Annotated in this window: 32 protein-coding genes; 25 read left to right on the top strand and 7 right to left on the bottom strand. The window is 47.5% G+C overall.

The window, feature by feature from the left end:
* The first annotated feature begins 79 nt into the window (after window positions 1-79).
* The 7 genes from F5I99_RS18810 (at window position 80) to F5I99_RS18775 (ending at window position 5583) form a co-directional block, all read left to right on the top strand.
* Window positions 80-1651, top strand: a complete 1572-nt coding sequence (locus tag F5I99_RS18810) for an IS1182 family transposase (RefSeq protein ID WP_151057091.1) — start codon at window positions 80-82, stop codon at window positions 1649-1651.
* Between the two features lie 202 nt (window positions 1652-1853).
* Window positions 1854-2309: a hypothetical protein gene (locus F5I99_RS18805; protein ID WP_151058721.1), complete on the top strand. Its 456-nt coding sequence runs from the start codon at window positions 1854-1856 to the stop codon at window positions 2307-2309.
* 452 nt (window positions 2310-2761) lie between these two features.
* On the top strand, window positions 2762-3112 hold the full coding sequence (locus F5I99_RS18795) for a VOC family protein (RefSeq protein WP_151058719.1): 351 nt from the start codon (window positions 2762-2764) through the stop codon (window positions 3110-3112).
* Window positions 3113-3495: 383 nt separating this feature from the next.
* Complete coding sequence (locus F5I99_RS18790) at window positions 3496-3876, top strand: VOC family protein (RefSeq protein WP_151058717.1); 381 nt, start codon at window positions 3496-3498, stop codon at window positions 3874-3876.
* A gap of 35 nt (window positions 3877-3911) precedes the next feature.
* On the top strand, window positions 3912-4445 hold the full coding sequence (locus F5I99_RS18785) for a YcxB family protein (protein WP_151058715.1): 534 nt from the start codon (window positions 3912-3914) through the stop codon (window positions 4443-4445).
* 93 nt (window positions 4446-4538) lie between these two features.
* Window positions 4539-4808, top strand: a complete 270-nt coding sequence (locus F5I99_RS18780) for a GFA family protein (protein ID WP_225307680.1) — start codon at window positions 4539-4541, stop codon at window positions 4806-4808.
* 133 nt (window positions 4809-4941) lie between these two features.
* Window positions 4942-5583: a LysE family translocator gene (locus F5I99_RS18775; protein ID WP_151058713.1), complete on the top strand. Its 642-nt coding sequence runs from the start codon at window positions 4942-4944 to the stop codon at window positions 5581-5583.
* A gap of 65 nt (window positions 5584-5648) precedes the next feature.
* Here F5I99_RS18775 and F5I99_RS18770 read toward each other — a convergent pair whose 3' ends face one another.
* Window positions 5649-6092 carry a MarR family winged helix-turn-helix transcriptional regulator gene (locus F5I99_RS18770; RefSeq protein ID WP_151058711.1) on the bottom strand — a complete coding sequence of 148 codons (444 nt, stop codon included), beginning with the start codon at window positions 6090-6092 and terminating at the stop codon, window positions 5649-5651.
* A 95-nt stretch (window positions 6093-6187) separates the two neighbouring features.
* On the opposite strand from F5I99_RS18770, the gene F5I99_RS18765 reads away from it, so the two are divergent.
* A complete protein-coding gene (locus F5I99_RS18765; protein ID WP_151058709.1) occupies window positions 6188-6634 on the top strand; it encodes a hypothetical protein in 447 nt (148 codons plus the stop codon).
* Window positions 6635-6701: 67 nt separating this feature from the next.
* Here F5I99_RS18765 and F5I99_RS18760 read toward each other — a convergent pair whose 3' ends face one another.
* Both F5I99_RS18760 and F5I99_RS18755 read right to left on the bottom strand, forming a co-directional pair.
* Window positions 6702-7481: an SDR family oxidoreductase gene (locus F5I99_RS18760; protein ID WP_151058707.1), complete on the bottom strand. Its 780-nt coding sequence runs from the start codon at window positions 7479-7481 to the stop codon at window positions 6702-6704.
* Window positions 7481-7807, bottom strand: coding sequence for a nuclear transport factor 2 family protein (locus F5I99_RS18755; RefSeq protein WP_151058705.1), 327 nt, complete (start codon window positions 7805-7807; stop codon window positions 7481-7483). Before F5I99_RS18755 ends, F5I99_RS18760 begins: the two co-directional genes overlap by 1 nt.
* A gap of 93 nt (window positions 7808-7900) precedes the next feature.
* Here F5I99_RS18755 and F5I99_RS18750 point away from each other — a divergent pair, with 93 nt between their 5' ends.
* Entirely contained in the window at window positions 7901-8242 is a 342-nt protein-coding gene (locus tag F5I99_RS18750; protein ID WP_151058703.1) for a winged helix-turn-helix transcriptional regulator, read from the top strand.
* A gap of 501 nt (window positions 8243-8743) precedes the next feature.
* A complete protein-coding gene (locus F5I99_RS18745) occupies window positions 8744-9199 on the top strand; it encodes a DUF924 family protein (RefSeq protein WP_151058701.1) in 456 nt (151 codons plus the stop codon).
* Between the two features lie 17 nt (window positions 9200-9216).
* Here the strand turns inward: F5I99_RS18745 and F5I99_RS18740 are convergent, their stop codons facing one another.
* Entirely contained in the window at window positions 9217-9591 is a 375-nt protein-coding gene (locus tag F5I99_RS18740) for a hypothetical protein (protein WP_151058699.1), read from the bottom strand.
* A gap of 170 nt (window positions 9592-9761) precedes the next feature.
* On the opposite strand from F5I99_RS18740, the gene F5I99_RS18735 reads away from it, so the two are divergent.
* Together F5I99_RS18735 and F5I99_RS18730 are read left to right on the top strand one after the other, a co-directional pair.
* Entirely contained in the window at window positions 9762-10040 is a 279-nt protein-coding gene (locus F5I99_RS18735; protein ID WP_191905899.1) for a GNAT family N-acetyltransferase, read from the top strand.
* 48 nt (window positions 10041-10088) lie between these two features.
* Window positions 10089-10577, top strand: a complete 489-nt coding sequence (locus F5I99_RS18730) for a GNAT family N-acetyltransferase (RefSeq protein ID WP_151058695.1) — start codon at window positions 10089-10091, stop codon at window positions 10575-10577.
* 8 nt (window positions 10578-10585) lie between these two features.
* Here the strand turns inward: F5I99_RS18730 and rlmF are convergent, their stop codons facing one another.
* Complete coding sequence (rlmF, locus tag F5I99_RS18725; protein ID WP_151058693.1) at window positions 10586-11518, bottom strand: 23S rRNA (adenine(1618)-N(6))-methyltransferase RlmF; 933 nt, start codon at window positions 11516-11518, stop codon at window positions 10586-10588.
* A 493-nt stretch (window positions 11519-12011) separates the two neighbouring features.
* Between rlmF and F5I99_RS18720 the strand changes: the two genes are divergently transcribed.
* The 8 genes from F5I99_RS18720 (at window position 12012) to F5I99_RS18675 (ending at window position 19385) form a co-directional block, all read left to right on the top strand.
* Window positions 12012-12443, top strand: coding sequence for a hypothetical protein (locus F5I99_RS18720; protein ID WP_151058690.1), 432 nt, complete (start codon window positions 12012-12014; stop codon window positions 12441-12443).
* Window positions 12444-12470: 27 nt separating this feature from the next.
* Window positions 12471-12929, top strand: a complete 459-nt coding sequence (locus tag F5I99_RS18715) for a hypothetical protein (protein ID WP_151058688.1) — start codon at window positions 12471-12473, stop codon at window positions 12927-12929.
* 646 nt (window positions 12930-13575) lie between these two features.
* A protein-coding gene (locus F5I99_RS18705; RefSeq protein ID WP_225307484.1) for an IS3 family transposase occupies window positions 13576-15143 on the top strand; the annotation gives its coding sequence in 2 pieces (ribosomal slippage) (window positions 13576-14061 and window positions 14064-15143; 1566 coding nt in all).
* A gap of 68 nt (window positions 15144-15211) precedes the next feature.
* The gene (locus tag F5I99_RS18700) at window positions 15212-15451 is read left to right on the top strand and encodes an AAA family ATPase (RefSeq protein WP_151058686.1); all 240 of its coding nucleotides are present in this window, start codon (window positions 15212-15214) and stop codon (window positions 15449-15451) included.
* A gap of 63 nt (window positions 15452-15514) precedes the next feature.
* Window positions 15515-17082 (top strand): IS3 family transposase gene (locus F5I99_RS18695; RefSeq protein ID WP_225307484.1). Its coding sequence is split into 2 segments (ribosomal slippage): window positions 15515-16000 and window positions 16003-17082, totalling 1566 coding nucleotides; the frame shifts between segments, so codons are not numbered across the junction.
* Between the two features lie 425 nt (window positions 17083-17507).
* On the top strand, window positions 17508-17729 hold the full coding sequence (locus tag F5I99_RS18685) for a hypothetical protein (protein WP_225307483.1): 222 nt from the start codon (window positions 17508-17510) through the stop codon (window positions 17727-17729).
* A gap of 66 nt (window positions 17730-17795) precedes the next feature.
* Window positions 17796-18674, top strand: a complete 879-nt coding sequence (gene bla / locus F5I99_RS18680) for a class A beta-lactamase (protein WP_151058684.1) — start codon at window positions 17796-17798, stop codon at window positions 18672-18674.
* Between the two features lie 96 nt (window positions 18675-18770).
* The gene (locus F5I99_RS18675; RefSeq protein ID WP_151058682.1) at window positions 18771-19385 is read left to right on the top strand and encodes a LysE family translocator; all 615 of its coding nucleotides are present in this window, start codon (window positions 18771-18773) and stop codon (window positions 19383-19385) included.
* Between the two features lie 229 nt (window positions 19386-19614).
* Here the strand turns inward: F5I99_RS18675 and F5I99_RS18670 are convergent, their stop codons facing one another.
* Window positions 19615-20385: an NAD(P)H-dependent oxidoreductase gene (locus tag F5I99_RS18670; RefSeq protein ID WP_151058680.1), complete on the bottom strand. Its 771-nt coding sequence runs from the start codon at window positions 20383-20385 to the stop codon at window positions 19615-19617.
* Window positions 20386-20494: 109 nt separating this feature from the next.
* Here F5I99_RS18670 and F5I99_RS18665 point away from each other — a divergent pair, with 109 nt between their 5' ends.
* From F5I99_RS18665 to F5I99_RS18645, 4 genes are all read left to right on the top strand, one after another.
* The gene (locus F5I99_RS18665; protein ID WP_151058678.1) at window positions 20495-21391 is read left to right on the top strand and encodes a LysR family transcriptional regulator; all 897 of its coding nucleotides are present in this window, start codon (window positions 20495-20497) and stop codon (window positions 21389-21391) included.
* A 442-nt stretch (window positions 21392-21833) separates the two neighbouring features.
* Window positions 21834-22298 (top strand): hypothetical protein, encoded by a 465-nt coding sequence (locus tag F5I99_RS18660; RefSeq protein WP_151058676.1) that lies wholly within the window; start codon window positions 21834-21836, stop codon window positions 22296-22298.
* A gap of 567 nt (window positions 22299-22865) precedes the next feature.
* Complete coding sequence (locus F5I99_RS18650) at window positions 22866-23291, top strand: DUF1801 domain-containing protein (RefSeq protein ID WP_225307482.1); 426 nt, start codon at window positions 22866-22868, stop codon at window positions 23289-23291.
* Between the two features lie 337 nt (window positions 23292-23628).
* Window positions 23629-24246: a methyltransferase family protein gene (locus F5I99_RS18645; protein WP_151058674.1), complete on the top strand. Its 618-nt coding sequence runs from the start codon at window positions 23629-23631 to the stop codon at window positions 24244-24246.
* Between the two features lie 227 nt (window positions 24247-24473).
* On the opposite strand, the gene F5I99_RS18640 is transcribed toward F5I99_RS18645, so the two are convergent.
* On the bottom strand, window positions 24474-24713 hold the full coding sequence (locus F5I99_RS18640; protein ID WP_151058672.1) for a hypothetical protein: 240 nt from the start codon (window positions 24711-24713) through the stop codon (window positions 24474-24476).
* 118 nt (window positions 24714-24831) lie between these two features.
* On the opposite strand from F5I99_RS18640, the gene F5I99_RS18635 reads away from it, so the two are divergent.
* The gene (locus tag F5I99_RS18635) at window positions 24832-25791 is read left to right on the top strand and encodes a LysR family transcriptional regulator (protein WP_225307481.1); all 960 of its coding nucleotides are present in this window, start codon (window positions 24832-24834) and stop codon (window positions 25789-25791) included.
* Window positions 25792-26020: the final 229 nt, after the last annotated feature.

The raw sequence follows: 26020 nt of genomic DNA, 5'->3' as shown, positions 1-26020 counted from the left end.
GCAGAGCCGGGCGTTCAGGCTGTAGAAAAACCTCTTCATCTATGGTCTGATGAGATTTTCAGGAGACGGAGGCTCTGGGATGGCTCGATTCAAACATTACGACTACAACCAGATGTCGATGGTGGTCATCAACTACTTGGAACAGATTCAACCGGGTACTTTTGAATTTGCGCTACACTACCTGATCTCTGAAAAACTCGACCTGTCTGCTTTTCATCAGCCCTATAAAAATGATGCTGAAGGCCGCCCAGCCTATGATCCGGCTATACTGCTCAAGATTATTTTATTTGCTTACTCAAAGGGCATTACCTCCAGCCGTGAAATCCAGTGGTGCTGCGAAACCAATATCATCTTCAAAGCGTTATCCTGCGATACCGTGCCGCACTTCACCACGATTGCTCACTTTATCAGTAGCCGAGGCCAGGCGATTGAAGCCTTATTTGAACAGGTGCTGCTGATCTGTGATCAACAAGGGTTGCTGGGTCATGAACTCTTTGCCATCGATGGCTGTAAGATGCGCTCCAATGCGTCGAAGGAATGGTCTGGTACGTTTAAGGAGTTGGAACAAAAGCGCCAGAAGCTCAAACGCCTGATCCAGCATCACCTCAGTGAGCATCAGGAAAAGGATACCCATGAAAGCGAAGAAGCGCTGGAGCGTGATATTCGCAAGGCCAAGACCATCCAGACACTGGATGCGGCGGCCAACAAGATCGGTGATTTTTTAAAGCGCAGCCAGCCAAGGATGGGCAAGGGCAAACGCAGCAAGGAAGTGAAGAGTAATATCACTGATCCTGAATCAGCAAAAATGACCACCAGTAAAGGCACCATTCAAGGTTACAACGGTGTGGCCGCCGTCGATAAAAAGCATCAGATTGTCATTGATGCTCAAGCCTTCGGTGAAGGACAAGAGCACCACACCCTGCAACCAGTATTGGAAAGTATCAAGGCTCGTTATCAACGACTGGGCATTAATGACAACGTATATGCAAGTGGCATCATAGCGACGGCCGATACGGGTTTTGCGAATGAAGCCAATATGGAATATCTTCACCAGAACCAGATCAACGGTTACATTCCTGACAATCAGTTTAGAAGCCGTGATCCCAAATTCGCACACCAGAAAGACAAATACGGCAAGCGCCACCAGACACCCGGTAACCCTAAAGCTAAACACCTTATTCCAGCCAGTGAGTTCCAGTTTGATCCCGTGACGATGACGTGCAGATGTCCAGCGGGTGAGCAAATAAGTCATCGAGGTATCAGAACTAATGAACACGGCCAACTTACAGCCTACTTTGAAGGTCGGTTGCTCCAGTGCCGTCATTGTTCTAAAAAAGCGAGTTGCATGAAAAATCCGACATCAGCTGACCATCGCAAAGGAGCCGGAAGGCAAGTGAGCTTTGCGCTTAATGATCAAAGAGCACCCACCTACACCGACTGGATGAAACACCGAGTGGATAGTCCGAAGGGTAAGCAGATTTATAGTCACCGAATGTCTGTGGTGGAACCGGTATTCGGCAACATTGGGACCAACAAAAGGCTAAACCGCTTTAGCTTGCGCGGCAAAAGCAAGGTTCAGGGCCAGTGGCAGTTGTACTGCTTGGTGCATAATGTTGAAAAACTGGCAAAATACGGACAGTTAAGTAGTTGAAGCAACGAAGGCGTAAGCCCGGCTGAAAGCCTTATCAATCAGGCCACTGTTGACTGATGTGGCAGTAAGACAAAGAAATGCCAGTCCCGAGAGCGCCGAAACAGACATTGAAGGGAGTGGCATTATAAATGAACAAATCGAGCACCGAGGAAAGATTGATGCACTATAAATTGGTTTTTCTACAGGCTCGTTAGGTATACAAATGTCAGAACACTATGTCTGCTTCATTCCTGCCGACCCAAAATTCGTCCCAAGTAAGGGATCGCAGGATGCGGCAGTCGCACTGATTCAACGAGCTTGGCTTCATATATCGGAAATAACACCTGAAACGAACGAGCATATCGTTTTCAGGGACTGTGGTGAGAATTTCGAGTCTATTCATTGCCCAAGTTGCAACACCGAGCTTAGGGTTGATCAATGGCATGAACTCATGGAGCAAGACTACTCGGATGAGGGCGGCTTTCAACTCGACCAACTACCCATGCCCTGTTGCGAAGAGAAATTAACTTTGAACGACCTCTCTTACAAGTGGCCCATGGGCTTTAGTCGATTCGTTCTGCGCGCTGGCGATCCTGGATGCGAAGACTCCGAAAAGCTACTTAATGAACTTGAATCGGCTATTGGCTGCCAGCTGCGCATTATCCACCAAATGTACTGAGTGGCATGAGTAAACTGATTAAAGAATACATCCAAATGGTTCATATTGAGGAGGTGTTATGACGTTCGAAGAGTTACGGTCTGACTAAAACAATTCGCAGCAGTACGTGGTTTGCAGCCGCGCGGATGTCCCTGACGGGCCGTTGCTGTGTCGGCCATGCTTGGTCTGTATACCGATGAACCAGATCCAGGCTGGTGGGTTCTGAATGCACGGCATAACTTGGGCATTGTAAAAAATATCCGGTTGCCAAAGCAGCTTCCCCGGCAACCTGAGTTAGATACTGAAGCTACCGATCTAAATGACCGCGTAGAACGAGTGTCAGAGGATTGTAAGATTGCCAAGTTCATCCGAAGAGATAGATAATAAGGCCAGGTACAGCGACAGCTTTTCGCGGCTTCGCCTTCACTGCAAAGCCGTACGGGTGAACAACGTTAGGCATCAAGGAGAAAACTGTGAAAGAGACCGGGAAAATCAACTATATTGAAATGCCCTCACGAGACCTTGAAGCAACAAAAAGGTTCTTCGCTGATGCTTTTGGATGGTCGTTTATAGACTACGGCCCTGAATATGTAGCCATTAAAAACGCTGGACTGGATGGTGGGTTCTTTAAGTCAGACAGTGTAGCCACTACCAGCAATGGAAGTGTATTGGTTGTTCTTTACAGCGCCGACTTAGAGGCCACTCTCGAACAAGTAAAGTTGTCTGGAGGGGAAATTGTTCAAGATATTTTCACTTTTCCTGGCGGTCGCCGTTTCCACTTCACTGATCCAAATGGTAATGAATATGCCGTCTGGTCAGAGTAAAATGTATAACTATGCTAGTCATTAGTTGATACCCCTGAGGGCATCAATGGGGCCCTGTGTACTTATTGATACGTGACCCACTAATTATATTAATCGCATGGGCATACGACATGTGCTTGGACAGTCATAACAAATCAACGCGTTGGCTGCATTAAAGCGTAGAACTCTCAGATGACAAACGAAGGTGACGAGTTGTATGCCTTTACAAGAGGGCTATTGGTGGAAATGGAGGGTTTCTGTGACGTTGCTGAGTGGCGGAAGTCTCATGTTTCGTCGGTTGGAATTGAATAGCGGTGAATTCTAACTAAGCGTTCGAACACACTCGCGGCGCAAGGCGCTCAACGCGACGTTATGAGTATCTACACGCATAAAGGGAGTCATTTGTGTTTGAAGTAAAAGCCACCCAGCATGTTTTGGCGGTCAAGGATATTGAGAAGACCGAAAGCTACTTTCTCGACAAGCTTGGTTTTTCCGTTCGGTTCCGCGTGGACGGCTGGTCGTTTCTGAGCCTCGGTAGTTTTCACATCATGTTGGGGCACTGTCCAGACGAGCTTCCGGCCCGCGATACACATGAACATTCGTACTTCGCTTATGTAAACTGCGAGGGCATCGACGAGATTTATCATGATTATCAGCAGCGCGGTGCCGAAATTTTTCAGGCAATATCTGATAAGCCTTGGGGCATACGTGAGTTTGGCGTAGCAACACCTGAGGGGCATCGAATCATGTTCGGTGAAGATATTGAGAGATCAGGAAACTCATAACCAAGCAAAGCACTGGGTCACATTTTAGGGGAAGCATGAAGTTCACTATTAGCCTAAGCAAAGATGACTTTAGCCATTTCAATAAGTTCACCATGGCCAGAATCAATCAATCTCCAGGAATGAAGTGGAAAGTTACACTGTTCAGTATCTTCTATTGGTTTTTACTGGCGTTCTTCGCTCTAGAAATGTACTCGGTTTATGACAGTGAATGCTGTTATAGCTACGAACATCTTAATAGAGCATTGGTAGCGTTTGGCATTTGGTTTGTTTTAGTTAATTGTTGGCAACAAATATATATGCGTCTCTACGTGGCAGCGGCAACCGATGAGAAAGGGAGTGTGCTAGGGCAGTGGGAATTAGAAATATCAGATTCAGGAATCACTGAATCCAACCATTTATGCACATCCACCTATACTTGGCAGTGCATACAGTCTGTAGAAAAAGATAAGCATAGCCTCTATCTTTTCACGGACAAGTCAAAAGCGCTCATACTTCCACTTTGCCAAATTAATGAAGAAATAGAGTCTTCTATAAACAAATTAATTAAAAAAGCTACTAATGATAATTAAAAAAATAACAGCGCTATAACTGTTTTGGGAGGTAAGTCTGTGAAAGGGAGCTGTTTGTGTGGAGCCATAGAATACGAGGTTTCTACACTGGATATGCCTATTATCTTTTGTCACTGCAAAACCTGTAAAAAAGCGCACGCTGCACCTTTCACACCTACAGCAGGTGTCATGAGGGAAAATTTCCGATGGGCAAAGGGAGCAGAGAAGCTTTCGAGCTTTGAATCGAGTCCTGGAAAAGTGAGGCATTTTTGCTCGGTTTGCGGCTCACATCTCGTAGCAGAAAGACCCAACCAGCAACATATAATTTTGCGAGTCGCAACTTTGGATGATGATCCCGGTGTACGGCCTGAGGCTCATATTTGACAGATCACGATGTTGAGTGGTTGGAGTATGAAGGTATTCCTACGCACAAAGAATGGCAACCAGGTAGGTAACTATTAGTGCTAACAAACGCAGCTTGCCGCCCAAGTGCGATTAAACCAAGAGGGGAAGAAAAATGGATATCGTGAATCTGCTGACTTTTGTTTTTGTGGCTACCTTGCTAGTGATTTCACCAGGCCCAAATGGTGTGTTGGTGGCTAAAACAGTACCCACATCTGGACGTAAGGCGGGATTTGCTAATGTCTGGGGGTTTGTGGCGGCATTTTATGTCCATGGAACCTTGTCCATATTTGGGATATCGATTCTTCTCGTACAGTCCGCTCAAGCTTTCTTCATCTTCAAACTGTTGGGTGCAGGGTACCTTTGCTGGATAGGTATTAAATCGCTTTTGGCTGTTTGGAGTAACAAGCAAAAAACAGCATTGCTATCCTCTAAAAAGAAGCAAAATATCATATCCACCCGGGGTGCCTTCGTTGAAGGCTTTCTCACTAATATGCTGAATCCTAAAGTATCCATGTTTTATCTGGCGGCATTTCCGCAGTTCTTGTCTATAGGTGAGAGCGCTTACCAAGTATATTTCCTGGTTTCAGCACATGCCTTCATTAATTTAGTTTGGTTTTCTGCCATGGTCTTTTTGCTAGCTCGGTTAAAGGATCTTACAAGCAGTGCTAGCTTTACCAAATGGTTAAAGTCGGTTACTGGCGTCGTCTTTATTGGTTTTGGTGCTAAGTTGGCATTCTTAAATGCCGCAGAATAATGGCTAAAGCTTTACTCACCGGAAAATGACTCGCTGCCGCTCGCAATTTTCCGGTGAGTAAAGCGTTATCGGTCAATAGAGTCGGAGATTCGCTTAAGAACAGACAGTGTTGTCTCAAGTTCTGTCTTGGTGATACCTATTGAGCATTTCATTGCCCATCCCGATTGTTTTTCATCCAACTTCAAAAATACCGTATTCCCAAATTCCGAGAGGCTTATAAGCTTTGCGCGCTTATGTCCTGGATTGTCCTGGAAAAACAGAAGTTTATCCTCACGCATGGCATCAACAAGTCGTTGTACAGCTTGTCGCGTCAGCCCCATGCTTCTGGCTATTTGAGGTACAGTTTGTGGTTCACCCGCTAGGTAAAGAGCACCCAAAACCTTCCATCGAGCACTCGTAATGCCATATTCCGAACCCATATGGTCACCTTCACTTACAAGGAGCCCTCCCAGCTTGAATACTTCAAGAACAATTTCGGTGAACACCGGGCCTTTCTGAGTGTCGTTCATATGCAATCCTTCGGTGATTTGACAACATGTTGACAACGATGGTCGCCATTCACATAATGACAACATGTTACCAACTAGCAATCCCGGAGGAAACCATGACGCTCATACTCCATCGACTTGCAGCATCCGTTGCCGTCTTGTGTATTGCCACGTTTTTCTCGGCAACTATTTTCGTTGAGCTTTTCGGTACAAAGGAATCCATCGCAACCCTGAAAAGTCTCATTGTATGGCCAGGCTTGTTTATCCTTGTTCCTTCCATTGCATTAACTGGCGGTAGTGGTTTCGCCTTAGCAAAATCAAGAAGGGGAAAGCTCGTACTACAAAAGAAGAAGAGAATGCCGTTTATTGGTGCCAATGGAATATTGGTGCTAATTCCATGCGCAGTATTTCTTGATCGTTGGGCATCCGTAGACGCTTTTGATACTAATTTCTACGTAGTGCAAGGCGTCGAATTGCTTGCTGGTGCAATCAATCTCATCTTGATGGGGATGAATATGAGAGATGGTCTTAGAATGAGTGGTAGATTTAGACGGTTTGCGTGAACAAATCGTTAACAATACCTTCCAGCGGACGCAGCTGCTAACGCGCCTGCTCCGCTGAAGGTTGGCGTTAAGCTGTAGGCACAGTTCCTCCGTCAATAACAAACTCTGCACCAGTAATAGACGCCGCGCGTGGAGATGCCAGAAAAGCGATCAGGTTTGCTACTTCAGCAGGCTTTGACGGTCGCCCAAGCGGAATGCCACCAAGTGATGCCATAATGATTTGCTTGCCGCCCTCGTAATCGGTGCCTGCTTGCTGGGCAAGCCGTTCGGCTAAGGCCACTGATGCCTCTGTTTCAACCCATCCCGGCGACACACGGACAACCCTAACGCCCTTTGGTGAGACTTCTTTAGACAAACTTTTGCTATATGTTGACAGTGCAGCTTTAGCGGCAGCATAGGCAGTGGTTGACTCTGGTAAAGGAAGTACATGTTGAATGGACGTAACATGAATAATAACACCTTCCCCTTGCGCCAGCATGGCGGGCAACAATAAGCGGTCTAAACGAACTGCGGGAAAAAGATTGAGATTCAACTCATGTTGCCATACGTCTTCGCTTAGCGCCGCAAAACCACCTGCCGGTGCAAAAGAGCCGCCCAAAACATGGACAATTACGTCTATGCAGCCGAGACGTTTTTTGACGGCATCAATTACAGTATTACACCCTTGTGTTGTTGTAAGATCTGCGGCGACAAATAGTTCTTCGGGAAACGAGGCAGGACGGGTTCGTGCCGCCGCAATTACGTTCGCGCCACTATCTCTAAACAGCGTCACAGCTGCTTTACCTATTCCTTTCGTACCGGCAGTCACCAACACTTTTTTGCCTTTTAGAGCTAAATCCATAACCATTAGGAGATCTCCAGTGATTGAATTTTTCCGTCGTTAAGTACAAAGACATAATTCAGTTGTATTGGGCTGCCTGGGAAATTGCCGCTGACTTCTGCCACCACGATTTCTTGGTGCCCTTTTTTGGCAATACTTATAGGCTTTGAGTTGAATTGGTACTTTTTCCGAGTTTCTTGTAGCCACGATTTAATAGCTGCAAGACCCTGATAAGTGCCACCCTCATCATGCACAGTCGCGCTTTGTGTGAAACAATCATATACTCGGGCAGAGTCTATGCCGTTGCTGATGTCAAAGTATTTGTCGAGGGGAGCAGTTAACTGAATTTTCATTTATGTTTCTCCGGCTTTAATATTGCTTACTAGGAAGTTTCTGCTTGCACTTACAAATAATCAAGAACGCACCTAAAAGTAAGTCACATACCTATGAGAAAGATTTATACGCCTGCTAGTGCAGCGGCTGAAGCGCTTGAAGCAATTAAATTACTAGAAGGGCGCTGGAAGCTCATTATTCTATTCCATTTGTTTGATGGACAAGTGCAACGCTATTCTGATTTCGAGAAGCTCATCCCCGGCATCTCGCAAAAAATGCTGGCTCAGCAGCTACGAAAGATGGAGGCGGACGGGATTGTGCAGCGTACGGTATACCCTCAGGTGCCACCCAAGGTTGAATATAGGTTAACTGAATGGGGGCAGGCACTGTGTCCTGCTTTGGACGCGCTTTTAAATTGGGCGGAGCAGAAAGGAAACCCTAGTAAACAAGCTTAACCCATATGAGCCCTCACGGAGTCAATAGGTAAAACCGCTCTCCTGGCCGCGTTAGCGGCCAGTCTGTTGTCCATCAGCAAGATAGACTGCTTCTATCTGTCATTGTGGTTGCCAGACGATAGAGCAACGCAGGATGCCAAAGCCGAGACATTCATCGGTTAACCTGTGGCTGGCACTATTCAAAGCGTTGGGTTCCAAGCCAGTTAGTTTCAGGCTCAGTACAGATGCAAACCACCTTGCTGATGGTAGTGCGCGGCGACAAAGCGTCTAATTAATTCGCACAGGCTACGGTCTTGTGCCAGAAGATGGGTGGTTCAGCTATGGCTAAGGGTAACCCAATCTTCATTTGAGCATCAGCCAGGGTGTTCCAGTTAGACGTTCAGCTCACCTTGCCCCGCGACTTAACCGGCTAAGAAACGTTTTTCATCGAACACCTTTTGATTTTTCAGCATGTAGTACACACAGCGTCCAATTTTATGCGCCGATGACAGGCTTGATTCCATGATCCAAAAGCGTTTTGGATATCTTCATAATCAAGCTAAGGCCGGAGAGCTTTTTTCATGGCGAAAAACAGCGCTTGGCAGCCTTGCCGAGGTTATCGTTCTTGATCAGTTCTCACGCAATATCTACCGTGATACACCTGATTCATTTGCTTGTGATCCTATGGCTCTTGCTTTAGCGCAATTTGCAATCTCAAAAAATTTAGAAAAACAGCTATCTGATATTCAGTGTTCTTTTTTGTATATGCCATTTATGCACAGTGAGTCAAAATTAATCCACGTGGAAGCAGTAAAATTGTATGAAGCGTTAGGTATTCAAAATAGCTTGGATTTTGAGTACAAGCACAAAGCAATCATCGATAGATTTGGCCGTTACCCCCATAGAAATAAAATTCTGGGGCGTAACTCGACAGAAGAAGAAAAGGCGTTCCTTAAACAGCCAAACTCAGGGTTCTAAGAGTGCAACATAACAAGCTACTTAGACTCTGTATCCAGTAGGGTAACTTCGGTAGCCTCCAGCACACGGCCTGTCTCACGGCTTGCTCGGTAGTGTCCGGTTACCCGGACCCGCTTGCCCACTAAATCTGACACGGCCTCGTCCGGTTCTATGGCAACCCGATTCAGGTCATCGTCTTCGATCCAGTAATGTCGGGGCACATCAAAGGTCCGGACAATGCCAATGGTCGTCAGGGTCTGGCCATTATATTCAGCATGCTGCTCGACCAGCGTCGCCAACGGAATGTCCGTCGTGGTCTTGTTGCAGGCACCCAGCAGCGCCAGCGCGACTAAGGCTGACAACACTAGGCTTGGGTGTCTGCGGAAAGTCTGCGGTTGGTAAGGGTAGCTCATGATTCGGTCGCTCCCAAGACACTGGTTTTCTGGAAATGCCTATTGATCAGCATAGACGCAGCCCACCACCTTGTTCAAGGTACTGGCGGCAGGACACCCACAGCTCTTTTACAATAGTTGTGGATTATTTCGTCTCCACAAGCGTCGGCGGGACAGGAATCACAGCCACTATGAATAATGAAGTTTACCCTATGAGCAACATCCTGAAATACCAGAAAGAGCACGAGCTTGAGTTAATATTCCTCCTGGGAAAGGAGCCAGATTGGAGCTCGTTTTTGAGCGACGATGCAATTGATACCTTCAAGAAATCACTGCTCGAAAGTGAAACCTTTCTGTGCGAAAGTAAAGGCAAGATCTGTGGATACCTCCGAGCCTTGGTTGATGGCTTTGGTATCTATATTAGTGAGTTGTATGTCGCTCCAGAGTTCAGAGGGAACGGCTTTGGCTAATCGGTGGTGCGCTTGCTGTTATATGTTCAAGAGGAATGGGAAAGTTCAATGATTGAAACAGAAAGATTAATACTGACGCCAGTGACACTGAAAGACATTGATATTTATACCAAGCTTTTCACTTCAGTAGAGATAACTCGATATTTACCCGGTGGTAAACCTTATAACCTGGAGTACATAGAGAAGTATGTAGCAGAAAAAGTGAGTCACTGGTCAAAGGGTTTTGGTACTTTCATTGTTTCCTTAAAAGATAACCGAGCAGTAAAAATAGGTTACTCAGGTATAGAGAAAATCCCAAACTCAACATACTCAGACATCAGGTATGGTCTACTCGAAGAGTACCAAGGCAAAGGCTATGCTTTTGAGTCTGCGCAAGCTGTTTTAAATTTCACTTTGGAAACTGGTATGGTTTCAGATGTTTATGGTGTAGCCGTGACAGACAATCTAGCATCAGCGAGCCTGCTTCAAAAACTGGGTATGAAAAGGTCAGAAAAACGCCTTTATGAAAGCGATGATTTGCTTACGTTTTCTACTTAAGCACGCGCTCAGATGAATGTCCAGGCCAATACCCTGGTAGTCTTATTTCCCTGTTTCATCTCTATTTCCCGTATATCAACGGCACCGAGCTTCCGAATCAACTTCTTTGCAGGTTTAACCGTGTCAGCTTTTGAAACCAGGCTGGTAAACCAGCGGCATTGAGTTGCATACACCTGGCTTTCTCTTATCAGCTTTTTCAGAAACAACTGTTCACCCCCCTTACACCACAGCTCGGCTCCCATCCCGCCAAAGTTCAGAGTGGGGGATTTGGTTTTTGCTTTTTGTTCACCGCGACTACGAGCAAGATTATTGAGTTTAAGCTGGCTGCCTTTAAGTGCTTCATCAAGCGAGGCATGGAAGGGTGGGTTGCATACGCTGACGTCAAAGAACTCCCCAGCTTGAATAATCCCTTCAAAAATGTGATTTTTATCCTGCTGTGTGCGCAGCGTGAAACGTTCTTTGAGTGTGGGGTTGTTGGCGATAATCCTGGCGACGTTTTCAAGCGACTGAGTGTTAATGTCACTACCGACACACTGCCAGCCGTATATTTGGCAGGCCAGTAGCGGGTAGATTCCATTGGCTCCGGTCCCTATGTCGAGCAGCTTGATGCTGTGCTGTTCAAGCCCAAGCAAGTCAGCCATGTAATGGATATAGTCGGCTCTACCTGGAATTGGAGGGCAAAGCGCGCCCTCTGGAATATCCCAATCGACAATGTCGTAGTATCTGTTTAATAATGCGGTGTTGAGAATTTTTACGGCTAAAGGGTCTGCGAAGTCGATGGAAAGGTCACCATAAGCGTTCGGTTTCACATGGGGGGCGAGTGCGGGGTGGCTTTTTACCAGGGCGGGGAAGTCATAGCCCTGGTTGTGTAGATTCCTCGGGTGCAGACCTTTGCGAACAGGCCGGACTTGGCTTTTGTCACTTCGATGAAGGGTGCTCACAGTAATAGGCCCGAGGCTTGGAATTCAATAGTAAATAGTAGGGTGGGTCTGACTTAGCCAGTGATTATAATCTTAATATCTGTGATGTGCATACTCGGTGGCTCGAGGGTAGCGAGAGACCTTCGGTCTATACGTGTTTTGCATAGCTAAATGATTTGAGGAAAGTTACGGGTAAGGGAGCACCCTTACAGCTAACGGGAGAGTTAGACGATCTGCGCCTTACCCACAAGCTTGCACGATGATATCTAATACCAGGCACATGGAAGTCTAGGATCTACGCTTGGCGATCAACCGCCAAGCGAGCTGATTGAGCCATGACGTCGCAATATTCCAGTACAGGAGTTCAAATGAGAATATACAAGATCGTAATTTTAGTCACGGCAATAATCTTGGGTGATTGCGCTTCTTATATCTACACATTCGACACGTCATTTCACGCTGGAAAGCAAAAGTTTGCCGCTGTTTACCGCGGTTATTCCTAAAGGCGGTTAAAGTGCGATACAGACTTCCAGCAACCCTACTCATTATTCTGGCTCTAGGGGCTGGCGTCTACTTTGCAGATTCCCGCTGGCCAGCGTTGCTTGCCGCAGATCTTCCGCAGGCAGACGCAGTGTTAGTTCTCAAGGGAGAACGGAAACTTTATCTCTTAAGGGATGGCGAGCCCTACCGCGAATACCGGATTGCACTCGGAGGTGATCCGATCGGGCACAAGCAGGAAGAAGGTGATCAAGCACGTTCGAAGGCGCGTGGTGTCTCAGCTGGGGGTATGATCATGGTCCATGGTCAGATGAGCTCTAATGAGTGGAAAAAGAATGCTAATTCAGGCATAAATGAAATCCGCTCAACCGGTAAAACAGCCCAACGGATAAACGTTGATATTGATGAGTTAATTAGTACAGGTTCGCACACATGCGTAGGGTGTTAGCGATCTGCAAGGAAGCAAACTACAGACATGATATACAAACTCGATAAGAAATTTTTACGGCGTAATAAACTGAAAATAGCGGCCATTGGTTTGGTATTTATCGTTGCTGGATCTGCTTTCGCATATGCAATGATCCTGGAAGAGAGCTGGGAGTTTTTACTTGGTGCTTTCTTCATCTATCTGGGCTTTAATAAAATTAAAGAGCTCAAGTACTGGGAAGCCAATAGCAGCAAAATAACCCTTGAAATCAATCAAGACGCTATATCGGTATCAGACTTCAATGAAACTCGTTCTTTGAAGATCAGCAGCATTACAAACGCGGTTCTTCAACCTATCCACGGTAAAATCAAATCTATCGTCATACACAGCTCTGGCGGTGGTGTTACCAAACTGGAGGGCTTTGAAGCTATGGACAAAATAGCCAGTCAACTTAAGGAAGTTCTTGGTGAGTCTAATGTCAAAACCGCAAAAATGTTCCATCGCTAACAAGACGCTGTTGCCGGACAATTTTTGCACCACTTTGCGTTATGACAAAGAGTCCAAGCGTGCCGAATTTACAAACCTTCTTTGAGCGCCATGGAGAAAGGCTAGCAATATTGGCACCGGACGTGTTGAAGCTGTGCCGGTGCTTTAGGCATTAGGTTTTACAAGGAGTACATAGTGTGTAGATCTTTAACTTCGGATTCCCCCAGTTATTCAGGTGATCTTATTTAGGACACAGGAGTGTCGAAATGTTTGATTACACAATAATTTACTGGGTGACGTTTTTGCGGCGGTGGGCCTTTCAGCCATTCTTGCTACATCGGCCTTGGCTTTCTCTATTGTTAAGTGGTAATGACGCAACATGACCAGCCGCTGTTTTGGCAAGTGCATTTGGGATAAATACTGATTGACAATCAGTTTTCCATATACGACGATCCACTAATGAAAACAAATCTTCAGCAGCAGACAGTGCGAATTATCATCATTCCATAGGAATGGTGGGATTGCTGATGCACTTTTAGTTTTAGTTTATCAAACCCACCCCAAAGAGGTGGGTTTTGTGTTTCTGCCTCACCCGCTCTGTTAGCCTAGTTGTCCAGTTGGCGATTTAGCCAAATTTAATCCCTGAGCGGGTGGAATGAGAGCTTGTATGCCCCGTTATTCCAATGAACGTAAGGCGGCTGTGCTGAAAAAGTTATTGCCACCGATCAATCGCTCTGTGCCGTCTGTTTCTACAGAGGAAGGCATTTCTGATGTGACCCTGTATAGTTGGTTAAAACAGTGCCGACAACAAGGAGTACCTGTGCCAGGCAATCGTAATACCGCTGATGATTGGTCGCCCGAATCCAAGCTGGCTGTCGTGATCGAAACAGCGAGTCTTTCCGAAGCTGAACTGAGTCACTATTGCCGCGAAAAAGGCTTATATGTAGAGCAGGTTCAACGCTGGAAAGTCGCCTGCCTTCAAGGTGCATCACAGCAAAAAGGCCAGGATCAGGCAACTCAAAAGCAGCAGCGCCAGGATAAAAAAACCATCAAACGATTACAGGCGGAAGTACGCCGTAAAGATCGTGTACTGGCTGAAACGACGTCATTACTGGTGCTATCAAAAAAGCTCGAAGCCTTGTATGGAACAGATCCGGACAACGAGGACAGCTAACTCCGTTGCATGATCGTACAAGGCTTTTAGAGTGCTTTGATGAAGCTGTTACCACCGGGGCTTCTCGTTACCAGGCTGCTCAGGTGATGGGTATCAATCAACGCACATTGAAACGCTGGCGTACAGGGGATGGGGCGATCACTCAGGATCGACGCCCTGAGGCGACACCCATCGTTCAGCCCCATCAGTTGACAGCGGATGAAGAGGACCAGATCATGACGACCTGCAATCTACCGGAGTACAAGAGCCTGCCACCGTCTCAGATCGTTCCCTTACTGGCCGATCAGGGTGTTTATCTGGCGTCGGAGTCATCCTTTTACCGTGTACTGAAAAAACATGAACAGCTTAATCATCGTGGGCGCACACAGCCACCCAAAAAAGTGGCTCAACCGACCAGTTATACAGCCACACGTCCTAACGAAGTATGGAGTTGGGATATCAGCTACTGCGCGTCAACAGTGAAAGGACAGCACTGGTATTTGTATTTAGTCATGGACATCTACAGCCGTAAAATCGTGACTTGGGAAGTCCATGAAGCGGAGTCCGGCGAGTTGGCAAAACACCTCATCGAACGGGCTCTCATCCGCGAGGGGTGCTGGCATAACCCACCGGTGCTGCACTCAGATAATGGTGCACCGATGACGTCTTATACCCTGCGTACCCGCTTAGCTGAATTAGGGATGTTGATGTCGCATAGCCGCCCACGGGTGAGTAACGACAACCCTTACTCTGAGTCACTCTTTAAAACGGTCAAATACTGTCCGCAATGGCCATCAACTGGCTTCGCTTCGTTGCAAGCTGTACGCGAATGGATGCTCGCCTTCGAGCGGGCCTACAATGACTGCCACCTGCATAGCGGCATTAACTTCGTGACTCCAAGCAGCCGTCATCAAGGTGATGACTCAGCGCAGCTACGCAAACGCAAAGCGGTGTATGAAGAAGCAAAGAGCAAAAACCCGGCTCGTTGGTCAGGTGAAACCAGAAACTGGACGCCCAAAGGAGCAGTATCATTGAATCCGGCAAAACTGGATGAAATGGTGATCAATAAACTAGCTGCCTAAACGCAGCTTTATGGACAACTGGGTTGAAAACTACCGCTCATGGGAATCATCCATTTTAGGGAGGCAGTATGTATAAAATTGCAGTTTTTGGTAAGCCAGGAAGCGGCAAGTCTACTTTAAGTAAAGCACTAGCGACAGCGACCGGCATACCGCTACACCAACTAGATTCAATCGTGTACCAAAAGAATGGCGAACTGGCCGATCGTAAGACATTCGATGAGGCACACGAAAACATCCTGTCGTCTGAAAGTTGGATAATCGATGGGTTTGGTCCAATCGATTCGTTTAGTCAGCGCCCGCTCTGTTAGCCTAGTTGTCCAGTTGGCGATTTAGCCAAATTTAATCCCTGAGCGGGTGGAATGAGAGCTTGTATGCCCCGTTATTCCAATGAACGTAAGGCGGCTGTGCTGAAAAAGTTATTGCCACCGATCAATCGCTCTGTGCCGTCTGTTTCTACAGAGGAAGGCATTTCTGATGTGACCCTGTATAGTTGGTTAAAACAGTGCCGACAACAAGGAGTACCTGTGCCAGGCAATCGTAATACCGCTGATGATTGGTCGCCCGAATCCAAGCTGGCTGTCGTGATCGAAACAGCGAGTCTTTCCGAAGCTGAACTGAGTCACTATTGCCGCGAAAAAGGCTTATATGTAGAGCAGGTTCAACGCTGGAAAGTCGCCTGCCTTCAAGGTGCATCACAGCAAAAAGGCCAGGATCAGGCAACTCAAAAGCAGCAGCGCCAGGATAAAAAAACCATCAAACGATTACAGGCGGAAGTACGCCGTAAAGATCGTGTACTGGCTGAAACGACGTCATTACTGGTGCTATCAAAAAAGCTCGAAGCCTTGTATGGAACAGATCCGGACAACGAGGACAGCTAACTCCGTTGCATGATCGTACAAGGCTTTTAGAGTGCTTTGATGAAGCTGTTACCACCGGGGCTTCTCGTTACCAGGCTGCTCAGGTGATGGGTATCAATCAACGCACATTGAAACGCTGGCGTACAGGGGATGGGGCGATCACTCAGGATCGACGCCCTGAGGCGACACCCATCGTTCAGCCCCATCAGTTGACAGCGGATGAAGAGGACCAGATCATGACGACCTGCAATCTACCGGAGTACAAGAGCCTGCCACCGTCTCAGATCGTTCCCTTACTGGCCGATCAGGGTGTTTATCTGGCGTCGGAGTCATCCTTTTACCGTGTACTGAAAAAACATGAACAGCTTAATCATCGTGGGCGCACACAGCCACCCAAAAAAGTGGCTCAACCGACCAGTTATACAGCCACACGTCCTAACGAAGTATGGAGTTGGGATATCAGCTACTGCGCGTCAACAGTGAAAGGACAGCACTGGTATTTGTATTTAGTCATGGACATCTACAGCCGTAAAATCGTGACTTGGGAAGTCCATGAAGCGGAGTCCGGCGAGTTGGCAAAACACCTCATCGAACGGGCTCTCATCCGCGAGGGGTGCTGGCATAACCCACCGGTGCTGCACTCAGATAATGGTGCACCGATGACGTCTTATACCCTGCGTACCCGCTTAGCTGAATTAGGGATGTTGATGTCGCATAGCCGCCCACGGGTGAGTAACGACAACCCTTACTCTGAGTCACTCTTTAAAACGGTCAAATACTGTCCGCAATGGCCATCAACTGGCTTCGCTTCGTTGCAAGCTGTACGCGAATGGATGCTCGCCTTCGAGCGGGCCTACAATGACTGCCACCTGCATAGCGGCATTAACTTCGTGACTCCAAGCAGCCGTCATCAAGGTGATGACTCAGCGCAGCTACGCAAACGCAAAGCGGTGTATGAAGAAGCAAAGAGCAAAAACCCGGCTCGTTGGTCAGGTGAAACCAGAAACTGGACGCCCAAAGGAGCAGTATCATTGAATCCGGCAAAACTGGATGAAATGGTGATCAATAAACTAGCTGCCTAAACGCAGCTTTATGGACAACTGGGTTGAAAACTACCGAGCGTCTGGAAGCCGCTGATACGTTGATCTACATTGATCTGCCATACTTCACTAGCTACTGGTTTGTGACCAAACGGCTGCTAAAAGGACTTATTACAAAACCTGAAGGTTGGCCTGATGGCAGCTCAGTACTGAAAGGAACGTTGCAAAGCTATAAAGTATTAAGGCTATGTCCAAAGTTCTGGAACGACGACTTCCTGTGCAGACTGGAAATGATGTCTGCTAATAAATCACTCTGCATAATCAGGTCGCCTTCCGAGCTAAATAATTTTATAGGTCAGAATATTAAATAGATGCTTATAACAAGCTGGCCAAATTTGTTCCCTGCGGTCGCGGGACGCCTATTCCGCGCGCCGTTTATTACGAGCGTCAATGGCTAGGAGCGTGAAGTGTTTGAGGTAGTAAGAGCCGTTTTTCCTGATGACTTGAAGGGTGTTCTTGATCTGTACCACGAGTATATTAGCAGCACCTCGGTCGATCTTTCTTTTCAAGGTAACGATCAAGAATTTAACCAGTTACCTGAAAAATATAGCGCTGAAGAGTCAAAAATTTTTTGCTGGAAAAACAGCGAACTTATAAACTCGAGGCCTCTGAGTATCGCACCTAAATAACCACTCCAGGCACGATAACGTTAGGCGGTTTGCGTTGCCGGGATCAAATACCTAAAGAGACCCCAGATGACACATAGAATGACTGTATCCCATTTTGTTTTACTTTTAAGCATAGCAACTTTTTCCTCTTTGTTGATCGCAGATGAGGATGTTCTTCTTTCCGAACTTAAGCGCATTGAGAGCCACCTTGATGCACGTATCGGGTTTGCTGCGCACGACACGGAAACGGGAATGCGATGGGAATACAACGCTGACCAGCGTTTTCCACTATCCAGTACATTCAAAACGCTGGCATGTGCGGCTCTATTGCAGCGTGTCGATACAGGTAGTGAGCAACTTACAACGAGTGTAAGTGTTTCATCATCTGATCTAGTAACTTATTCACCCGTTTTAGAAGAGTATGCTGACACACGTGACATAACTCTTTTTGAACTCTGTGAAGCTACAATGACAACAAGTGATAACACCGCCGCCAACCTGATTTTACAGAGTTTAGGGGGGCCTGAAAATGTGACCGATTTTGCTAGGCAGCTAGGTGATAAGGTTACTCGTTTAGATCGCTGGGAGACCGACCTTAATCAAGCCGTGCCGGGCGATGAGCGGGATACAACGACACCTAATGCAATGGTTAGCAATCTTGAACTGTTGTTGGGTAACGTGTTATCACTAGAGTCTAAGCGTTATTTGCAGACTTGGTTAGTGAATAACAAGGTAGCCGATGGCTTATTTCGGTCAAGCATGCCTAGTGATTGGATTATTGGTGATAGAACCGGTGCGGGTGGATTTGGCTCTAGATCCATTACGGCGGTTATCTGGCCTGCGGAGCGCGAACCAGTATTTGTGGCCTTCTATATAACAGAAACAACAGCATCATTTGAAGAAAGGAATGCCGCAATAGCTCAACTGGGACGTGTGCTCATAGAGTTAATCGGTGTAAGCAAATAATTGCACAACAATACGCAGCGGCTCTCGGCCTGCGGCCGCCGGACGTCACTAACGGGCAACCGCTGTGCTTCGCGTTATACTGCCTAAGGAGATACTATGTCGATAACATCAGGGATAGCATTATTTTTTGCGATGCTTTTATCCGCAGCTATTCCCGGACCCAGTGTTCTCGCTGTTGTATCGAGATCTCTTTCTTATGGCTGGCTGCAAGGGTTATTAGTTGTAGTTGGAGTGCTATTTGCGGACTACATTTTTATTTCTCTTGCTTTGTCAGGTTTGTCGACTGTGGCAAGCATCCTGGGTGAGTTCACTACAGTAATAAAATACGTCGGAATTACATATCTTTTTTGGCTAGCTTACGTTACTTGGACGTCAGATGTTCTGGACACATCAGAGATCGCCGCTGAAAAAGGTGTAAATGCCTCAAGTTTGGCTGTCGGAATTCTAATGACATTATCCAACCCTAAAGCAATATTGTTTTATATGGGATTTTTCCCTGCATTTATCGATTTACAGTCATTCAAAGCATCAGATGTTATTATAGTTTTTATTATTTCTACATGTGCCGTAGGTGGCATTTTAAGCCTCTATGCATGTTTAGCTTCAAAAGCCAGTTTTGTATTTCAAGGACATAAAGCAAGGAAATTACTTAATAAAATTTCGGGCGGCTTTTTAGCGACTTGTGGAGCATTACTGGCAACAAAGACCTAACAGGATATAGGAGGTATCTCATGAAAATTATTGGCAAAATTCCTAATGCCTACAAACATATGGGATTTGGGTTTGTGGATTCATTTATCATGTATAAGCAGTTGAGAGCGTAACAATTGCAGTCACACGGACGACAAAAAGCTACGCGTCTTCGTTACTTCGAGCTTTTCCGCCGGAGCGGCGAACGTTAAGCAGATTTTGTCTTCAGAGACTTATTTTTACAGCTCGGTTAATTGTCGATGTGAATGCTCAGCCCCGTCATCCCCACAGCGATATGTTCGGCAAGAATGTTTCGCTGATACTCTCCATCATTTTGAGGCCGGAATGGAATAGGCGACTCATTGAAGAGATGTTCAAGACGGAGACGCCAAGCGGCTATTTCCTTCTCTACGATAGCTTTGGACGGTTTGCCGGTCCCATAGACGGCATGGGTCGGCAACACATCCATGCCAGGAAAAAAGAGCATGCCGTGGGTGATGGGAAACAATAACTCTTCCAAAGGGCCATTAATACCACGGGGTGAATAGTCGTCCTCAGGTCCACCTACCATTACCGATAGTAGGGCTCGTTTGCCTTTGAGAGCACCGTCCCCATAACGATAACGATTGCCTTCGCCTTTGTATCCGTAGGCGAATCCGTAGGCATACACCCGGTCTATCCAGCCTTTGAGAATAGCCGGCATACCAAACCACCAAAGGGGAAAATGAAAAATGACGGCATCAGCGGCAAGCAACTTGTGTTGTTCCGTGGTGACATCCTGCGTTTGTTGGTTGGTGGTATAAGCATGTTCCGACTCTTGGATAAAGGCTAGCCGGTCGCTGTTGATACGGCTGGGAAAATCGCTCTCGTCAAAAGTGGCTTTCCAGCCCATGCCATACAGGTCTGACTGCAGCACGGTGTGGCCTTGCTGCTCCAGCGTTTTTACCGACTCGGAAACAAACCGGCGGGTCAATGATGTGGGTTCCGGGTGTGCATACACAATCAATATAGTCTTTGGCATTACATTCAACCTATAGTCAGATTCGCGTGTGGGAATGGATACGGTAGACAGTATGTGTAAGAACAAACTATCAGTGAAATTAGTTTTTTTCTGATCTACTATATAAAATATGGATACAAAACGACTTGATCTCAATTTGTTGGCGACTCTGGAGGCTTTGCTTGAAGAGCAAAATGTCACCAGGGCTGCCGAGCGACTGCATCTTAGTCAGCCCGCCGTCAGCACTCAGCTGAGCCGTCTGCGGGATATGTTCAACGATCCGCTGCTGATTCCGGCCCACCGTGGGATGGTACCAACTGCCAAAGCGCTGGAGTTACGCGCCCCGTTGCGTCTCGCACTGGATCAGGTGCGGGATACGCTGACATCGCATCAGCACTTTGATCCTACGCAAGCGAAGCTGACTGTCACAATTGCTTGTACGGACTACCTGCAAGCTGTCATCGGCTTGTCGATCATAAAAGATCTGAGACGACAAGCACCTGGCATTAGGGTGGCAATACGCAACCTGGAGCCGCCCCGGTTGGAGGCCCAGATGGCGTGTGGCGACGTGGATCTTGCTCTCATGACGCCGGAAGAGGCTCCCCCAGCCTTACGGGCCAGACCACTGTACGATGAAGTCTATGTGCTGATCGGACGCTTAGATCACCCGCATATTAGTGACAGAATGACCATTGAAGACTATGTCCAGCTTGAACATGTGGTTGTTTCACTCCGTGGAGGTGATTTTTCCACACCAGTGGATCAGGTTCTGCGAACACTGGGCTATACACGCAACGTTGTGCTATCGGTCGCTTCATTCCTATTCATCCCCGAGATTGTTGCCGAGTCACACCTTGTGGCACTCGTGCCGCGGCGTTTGGTCGCGGGGCGTACTGACCTCAAACTGGTTGATCCTCCCACTATATCAACGAGATTCACTGTCGGAATGGTGTGGCATGATCGTAATCAGGGACATAGTGCACATCGCTGGGTCCGTGAACAAATAGGGCATTCACTTCCCAATTGAATAAACAAATGAGGTTGCAGCATCTATTATTGGCTCGCACCACGTTACGTCCTGAGCTACCCACCCGGAGGCCAAAATCGTGCACTCATATTTAATCATGTTTAAATCTCTATCTTTTGCAGTCATAGTGCTTCTCTCATTGCCCCCAGCCTTTGCCGCACCACCGCGCATGGACTCGCTGACGATCAGCCAGTCAGAAGCCGGGCTAACGCTAGGCTGTGCGCTGGACAAACTCTGTGTCGAAATCATACCATCGCAAGCCGATTGCGAAGGCCAAGCGTGCCCCAGCATCCTGGTCGATGACGCGGACTGGAGCCTCAGGCTGTCGGGTGGCCAGCATGATCCGGCTCACACGCCCTATGGGTTGTCGGAGCTGTCATCGGCAGACGCAGAACCTTCGTTTCAGCTATGGCCGACGCTCATACGTTTCGAGGGGGGTATCTTGGCAGGCGTGGAAACGCAGCTACGCGCCATGTATTCTGGTGGCGGGGCCAGTTCAACAACCCTACACCTCATCGCCTTCTTGCCCGGCCAACCACCGTTTGAGGTTCTCAGTGTCCCGCAAAGCGCCAACGTGATGATCCGGGCGTGTTTTAGCGAACGTGACATGAAGCATCGTGCCCAAGTCTGTCACGACGAATACAACTTCGACGCCAGCCTCGACTTGACCGAAGTATCCGCCGCAGGAATGCCGGTGCTGCGCTATCGCAGCGAAGCGACATCTTTTCCGGGGCCAGTATCGCGGTTCGAAGACTCCCTGGCGGGGCGGCCTCTTAGTAAGAGCGACATAGTTACCGTAACCAATCCTCTGTGCAGTTATCATAGGCTGTATAGCTTCGATCCAGAAGCTCGCGGTTATATCCCTGATACGCCGCCACCCGACTGCTCGGACTACACGGTACCCTGATTACCGTTGCACCAAACATCGGGGGCAACCCGAACATGCCTTCGGTAGGCGGGTTAACTTTAACGTTACATAGGTGAGGGAAGCTATGAGCGTGATCTTAAGATCAATCGGTGTATTTGGAGTCTTACTATTCGGGCTTCTATTCTCTCTGACGTTTACGTTTCCCGAGGCTGTCGAAAAGTCAGCGAAGGGATTTGTAAAGTACCAAATTGAGAAAGAGGTACGGGCACAACAACAAGCGGTGAGTCAGTCCGCAGTTGCGGAAAAGGCCTAAGGTATCGCAGAGCGGTTAGGGTTTGAGAGAGAAACTATCCTGGCAAGTCTTGACAATAGGTTGCCTGAAGAAATTGCTGGCATCATCATGGGGTTTGGGTATCTGGCTTATTTAGCAGCGATCTTTGGAGTTTTGGTAGACATTGCCTTTAATAAGGCCAGAGTTACCACTGAAATAATCAATGGTATCGCTAATGCAATTGGTTCAGCGTTCTCGGTGGTACCGTGCTAATAGCATTTAACAATTCAAGCAACCGGACGGCTTCGGCAAAGCCCACACGCAGGAGGTGTTACGTGACACAATCCGAAGGCTGCATGAAGCCTGAAATAGAAGCTAAATTTGCCACCTGCCCAGTAGAAGCACAAAAGCAGCTTAAAAATATTCGCCGCCTGGTTTTTTCCGTTGCAGAAGAAAATGGCCTAGGAATGGTTGAAGAAACTCTCAAGTGGGGAGAACCCAGCTATCTTGTGACGGGTGGCAGCACGATTCGAATGGACTGGAAAGCAAACGATCCGGGTGTCATTAAAGTATATTTTCACTGCCAGACTAGCTTGATTGAAACCTTCAAGGAAATATACCGGGATGAATTTGTGTATGAGGGGAAAAGAGCAATTGTTATTCCGTTGAGTGCCTCTAACTGGAGCAGGCCGCTAAGACATTGCCTGCAGATGGCATTACAGTATCATAGCTTAAAACACCTACCCTTACTCGGTGCTTGAGGTACGGGGTGGTTTATCAGGAATGTTTGCTGGCTTTACGTCAGATACGCCATAAGCAGTAAATAGATAAGGAAATTGGGTTTAGCGCAGGTGCTTCGGCTGCATGGAAGGCCGTTGGTTATAGGCACCAAAAATCAGTAGTTCATTTTGCGAGTTGAGCTTGAGTTGACCACACCTATTAACGGATGCTAATAATGGCACCTGTTCTGTTGACTAGGTGACAGCCATGCAAGTGAACTTTTCGGCGGACGCCAAGAAAATGCTGGGCAAGAGGCACAGGGTAAAACCGGGCGTTATATGATTACACAAACAGCCATTGTTATGATTTTTACCCAGCATGGATAACGCCTTTACGCTAGTCGAATTTACTCGAATATATCTGGCTATTTTTTATTCAGGTGTTGCTGCGTTTTATACCCTAAGAATAATTGCGAAGAAGCGATCAGGTTTGCACGAGGTGGTTTTCTCGGGGGAACGATTTAGCTCAACCTGGTTAAATCATATGCTATTTCGCGGTTTTAGAGTCATTATATGGTTGGCATGCTTATTTCGCTGGTTTTTCCCGAGCATTGATGGCTATTTGGGCATCCTTGAGGGTCTTAATATATGGCCGATTGTGCTGGTGGGCGATATTTTACTAGCCGCCGGTTTTTTGCTTGCTGTTGTGGTCCATTTAAACCTCGGTCGCCAATGGAGATCTGGTATTGACCCTCACGAGCCCGGCACATTGAAAACTAATGGTTTTTATAAGTATTCTCGCAACCCGATGTATTTAGGTGTTGCGACTGCACAGGTTGGTTTCTTCCTTGCTTTACCCTCTGTATTTTCTGCTGTCTGTCTATTGGTCGGATTATATGCACTGTATAGCCAAACGCTAGCTGAGGAAGCCCATCTTATAAACAGGTTTCCAAAAGACTACAGACAGTACAAAGACCGTGTTCGAAGATGGTTATAGGCATCAAGATTTTGTCAGCCATGAAAAACATGCGTAGTAAAATTATAATATTAAATAAAAACAGAAAATTACAGTGAAAAATCATACAAAAATCCTATAATGACGACGGTTTTTTGCTCTGGTTCCGACTACACCTTCACTATGCTTGCCAGTTATTGCGTGGGTATTGGTTAACAGGTTTAGGCAAGTGCGTTCCCGGCCTGACATCAATCCACCGGATGCCCAAATCAACAGCGCCGACAAAGTTCCTTGATACGTCGTATCATCGCCCGGATTACCTGTCGCCGAGCCTCGCGCTGATCCAGCCTCACTCGCTCAAGATCAATGCCTCCCCGCTCATCGAGGTATCTAGCTGGGATACCGCCCTTAAGCGGGTCATCGGCACTCGCTTCTGCCAGGTCATCGTTATCCTGGCAGGATAACGATTCATTGCGTTGAAAGTGGCGTTCTTCAGTTGAGCTAATCATGTCGCTGACCTCTATTGTGTCGTCTCTGTCGACGGGACACTTTGGTTATCTCATGGGTTCAGATACATGCTAGTATTATTAAATATTGCAAGCTATTCCAAAAAATCGAGGACTGACTTTGCAAAAACGAACAGGCAACCCGCCCAACCAATCGACCATCACCAGTCAAAAAACACGGAGCCATCTGGCCTGGAATGACTTTGAGCTTGTCCTGGCAATTGCAACTTCAGGCTCTTTGTCAGGCGCTTCACGCGCCCTGGGTGTCAGTCATGCCACTGTTTTCAGGAGGATCGGTGATATCGAGCAGCGCCTGGGCGTTACGCTTTTTGAGCGGAGCCGGACCGGTTACCGGCCAACGCTTGCGGGAGAAGAACTTGCCGAGACGGCCAGGGTAATGGATGAAGCGGCCTTGGCTGCCGAACGTAAAGTGGCCGGACGCGACCTGGAACCCAGTGGAGAAATCTGGGCCACCACAACGGACTCGCTACTGATGGGGTTACTGACACCCCTGTTTATGCAATTCCAGCACAAATATCCAGGCATCCTGCTCGACGTCGCCGTATCCAACCAATTATTCAACCTGACACGCAGAGAAGCGGATGTCGCCATCCGCCCGTCCAACCGCCCACCTGAAAACCTGATCGGCCGACCCTTGACCCCCATCGGTCAGGCAGTCTACGGGCACCGAAGCCTCGGCTTGACCCCGGGAGGGATGATCGAAACTCTTGCTAACCAACCCTGGATTGGCGGTGGGCCGCGATTACAGGACGCGGCTCTGAGTCAGTGGATGGACAATAACGGGCTGAACGAGGCCTGTGTTTATCGTGTTGATACCCTGGTTAGCATACTCAGCGCTGTTCGCTCGGGCATGGGGCTGGCTGTCCTGCCGTGTTACCTGGCCGGCGATGATGCGGATATTGTGCAGCTTACCGACCCCATCCCTGAACTGGAGTACGGCCTGTGGTTTCTGATGCACCCGGACCTGAGAGGGGTAGTGAGGATTCATGCCTTAATGGACTTTCTGACCGAAGCGATCCGCGCACAGAAACAACGCCTGGCCGGGCCATTATTACCCTAGCCTGGTTTTATTTGCTGTAGTAGATAAATTTGGTATAACAGAGCGCTGGTCCAAAGGGTTTTGAGTCACAATGTCGACCTTTGTGGTCCAATGTTTAACGGCACAGTGCCCACGCTATACACAAATAGCAGAGGTTATTAAATTGCGAGTAATTATTACTATGGCGTTGCTTCTCTCACTAGGGGGTTGCGCGAATCAAACTGTTCGGGTTTACGAAAATACGGGCAAA

This window comes from Nitrincola iocasae, from assembly GCF_008727795.1.
GTDB classification, from domain to species: domain Bacteria; phylum Pseudomonadota; class Gammaproteobacteria; order Pseudomonadales; family Balneatricaceae; genus Nitrincola; species Nitrincola iocasae.
This window is presented reverse-complemented; position numbering and strand designations above follow the sequence as displayed.

Bases quoted from the DNA above. Each gene is read 5' to 3' on its own strand.
- F5I99_RS18810 (WP_151057091.1), top strand. From the start codon at position 80: ATGGCTCGATTCAAACATTACGACTACAACCAGATGTCGATGGTGGTC.
- F5I99_RS18805 (WP_151058721.1), top strand. From the start codon at position 1,854: ATGTCAGAACACTATGTCTGCTTCATTCCTGCCGACCCAAAATTCGTC.
- F5I99_RS18785 (WP_151058715.1), top strand. From the start codon at position 3,912: ATGAAGTTCACTATTAGCCTAAGCAAAGATGACTTTAGCCATTTCAAT.
- F5I99_RS18780 (WP_225307680.1), top strand. From the start codon at position 4,539: ATGCCTATTATCTTTTGTCACTGCAAAACCTGTAAAAAAGCGCACGCT.
- F5I99_RS18775 (WP_151058713.1), top strand. From the start codon at position 4,942: ATGGATATCGTGAATCTGCTGACTTTTGTTTTTGTGGCTACCTTGCTA.
- F5I99_RS18770 (WP_151058711.1), bottom strand. From the start codon at position 6,092: ATGAACGACACTCAGAAAGGCCCGGTGTTCACCGAAATTGTTCTTGAA.
- F5I99_RS18765 (WP_151058709.1), top strand. From the start codon at position 6,188: ATGACGCTCATACTCCATCGACTTGCAGCATCCGTTGCCGTCTTGTGT.
- F5I99_RS18760 (WP_151058707.1), bottom strand. From the start codon at position 7,481: ATGGTTATGGATTTAGCTCTAAAAGGCAAAAAAGTGTTGGTGACTGCC.
- F5I99_RS18755 (WP_151058705.1), bottom strand. From the start codon at position 7,807: ATGAAAATTCAGTTAACTGCTCCCCTCGACAAATACTTTGACATCAGC.
- F5I99_RS18750 (WP_151058703.1), top strand. From the start codon at position 7,901: ATGAGAAAGATTTATACGCCTGCTAGTGCAGCGGCTGAAGCGCTTGAA.
- F5I99_RS18745 (WP_151058701.1), top strand. From the start codon at position 8,744: ATGATCCAAAAGCGTTTTGGATATCTTCATAATCAAGCTAAGGCCGGA.
- F5I99_RS18740 (WP_151058699.1), bottom strand. From the start codon at position 9,591: ATGAGCTACCCTTACCAACCGCAGACTTTCCGCAGACACCCAAGCCTA.
- F5I99_RS18735 (WP_191905899.1), top strand. From the start codon at position 9,762: ATGAATAATGAAGTTTACCCTATGAGCAACATCCTGAAATACCAGAAA.
- F5I99_RS18730 (WP_151058695.1), top strand. From the start codon at position 10,089: ATGATTGAAACAGAAAGATTAATACTGACGCCAGTGACACTGAAAGAC.
- F5I99_RS18715 (WP_151058688.1), top strand. From the start codon at position 12,471: ATGATATACAAACTCGATAAGAAATTTTTACGGCGTAATAAACTGAAA.
- F5I99_RS18700 (WP_151058686.1), top strand. From the start codon at position 15,212: ATGTATAAAATTGCAGTTTTTGGTAAGCCAGGAAGCGGCAAGTCTACT.
- bla (WP_151058684.1), top strand. From the start codon at position 17,796: ATGACACATAGAATGACTGTATCCCATTTTGTTTTACTTTTAAGCATA.
- F5I99_RS18675 (WP_151058682.1), top strand. From the start codon at position 18,771: ATGTCGATAACATCAGGGATAGCATTATTTTTTGCGATGCTTTTATCC.
- F5I99_RS18670 (WP_151058680.1), bottom strand. From the start codon at position 20,385: ATGCCAAAGACTATATTGATTGTGTATGCACACCCGGAACCCACATCA.
- F5I99_RS18665 (WP_151058678.1), top strand. From the start codon at position 20,495: ATGGATACAAAACGACTTGATCTCAATTTGTTGGCGACTCTGGAGGCT.
- F5I99_RS18645 (WP_151058674.1), top strand. From the start codon at position 23,629: ATGGATAACGCCTTTACGCTAGTCGAATTTACTCGAATATATCTGGCT.
- F5I99_RS18640 (WP_151058672.1), bottom strand. From the start codon at position 24,713: ATGATTAGCTCAACTGAAGAACGCCACTTTCAACGCAATGAATCGTTA.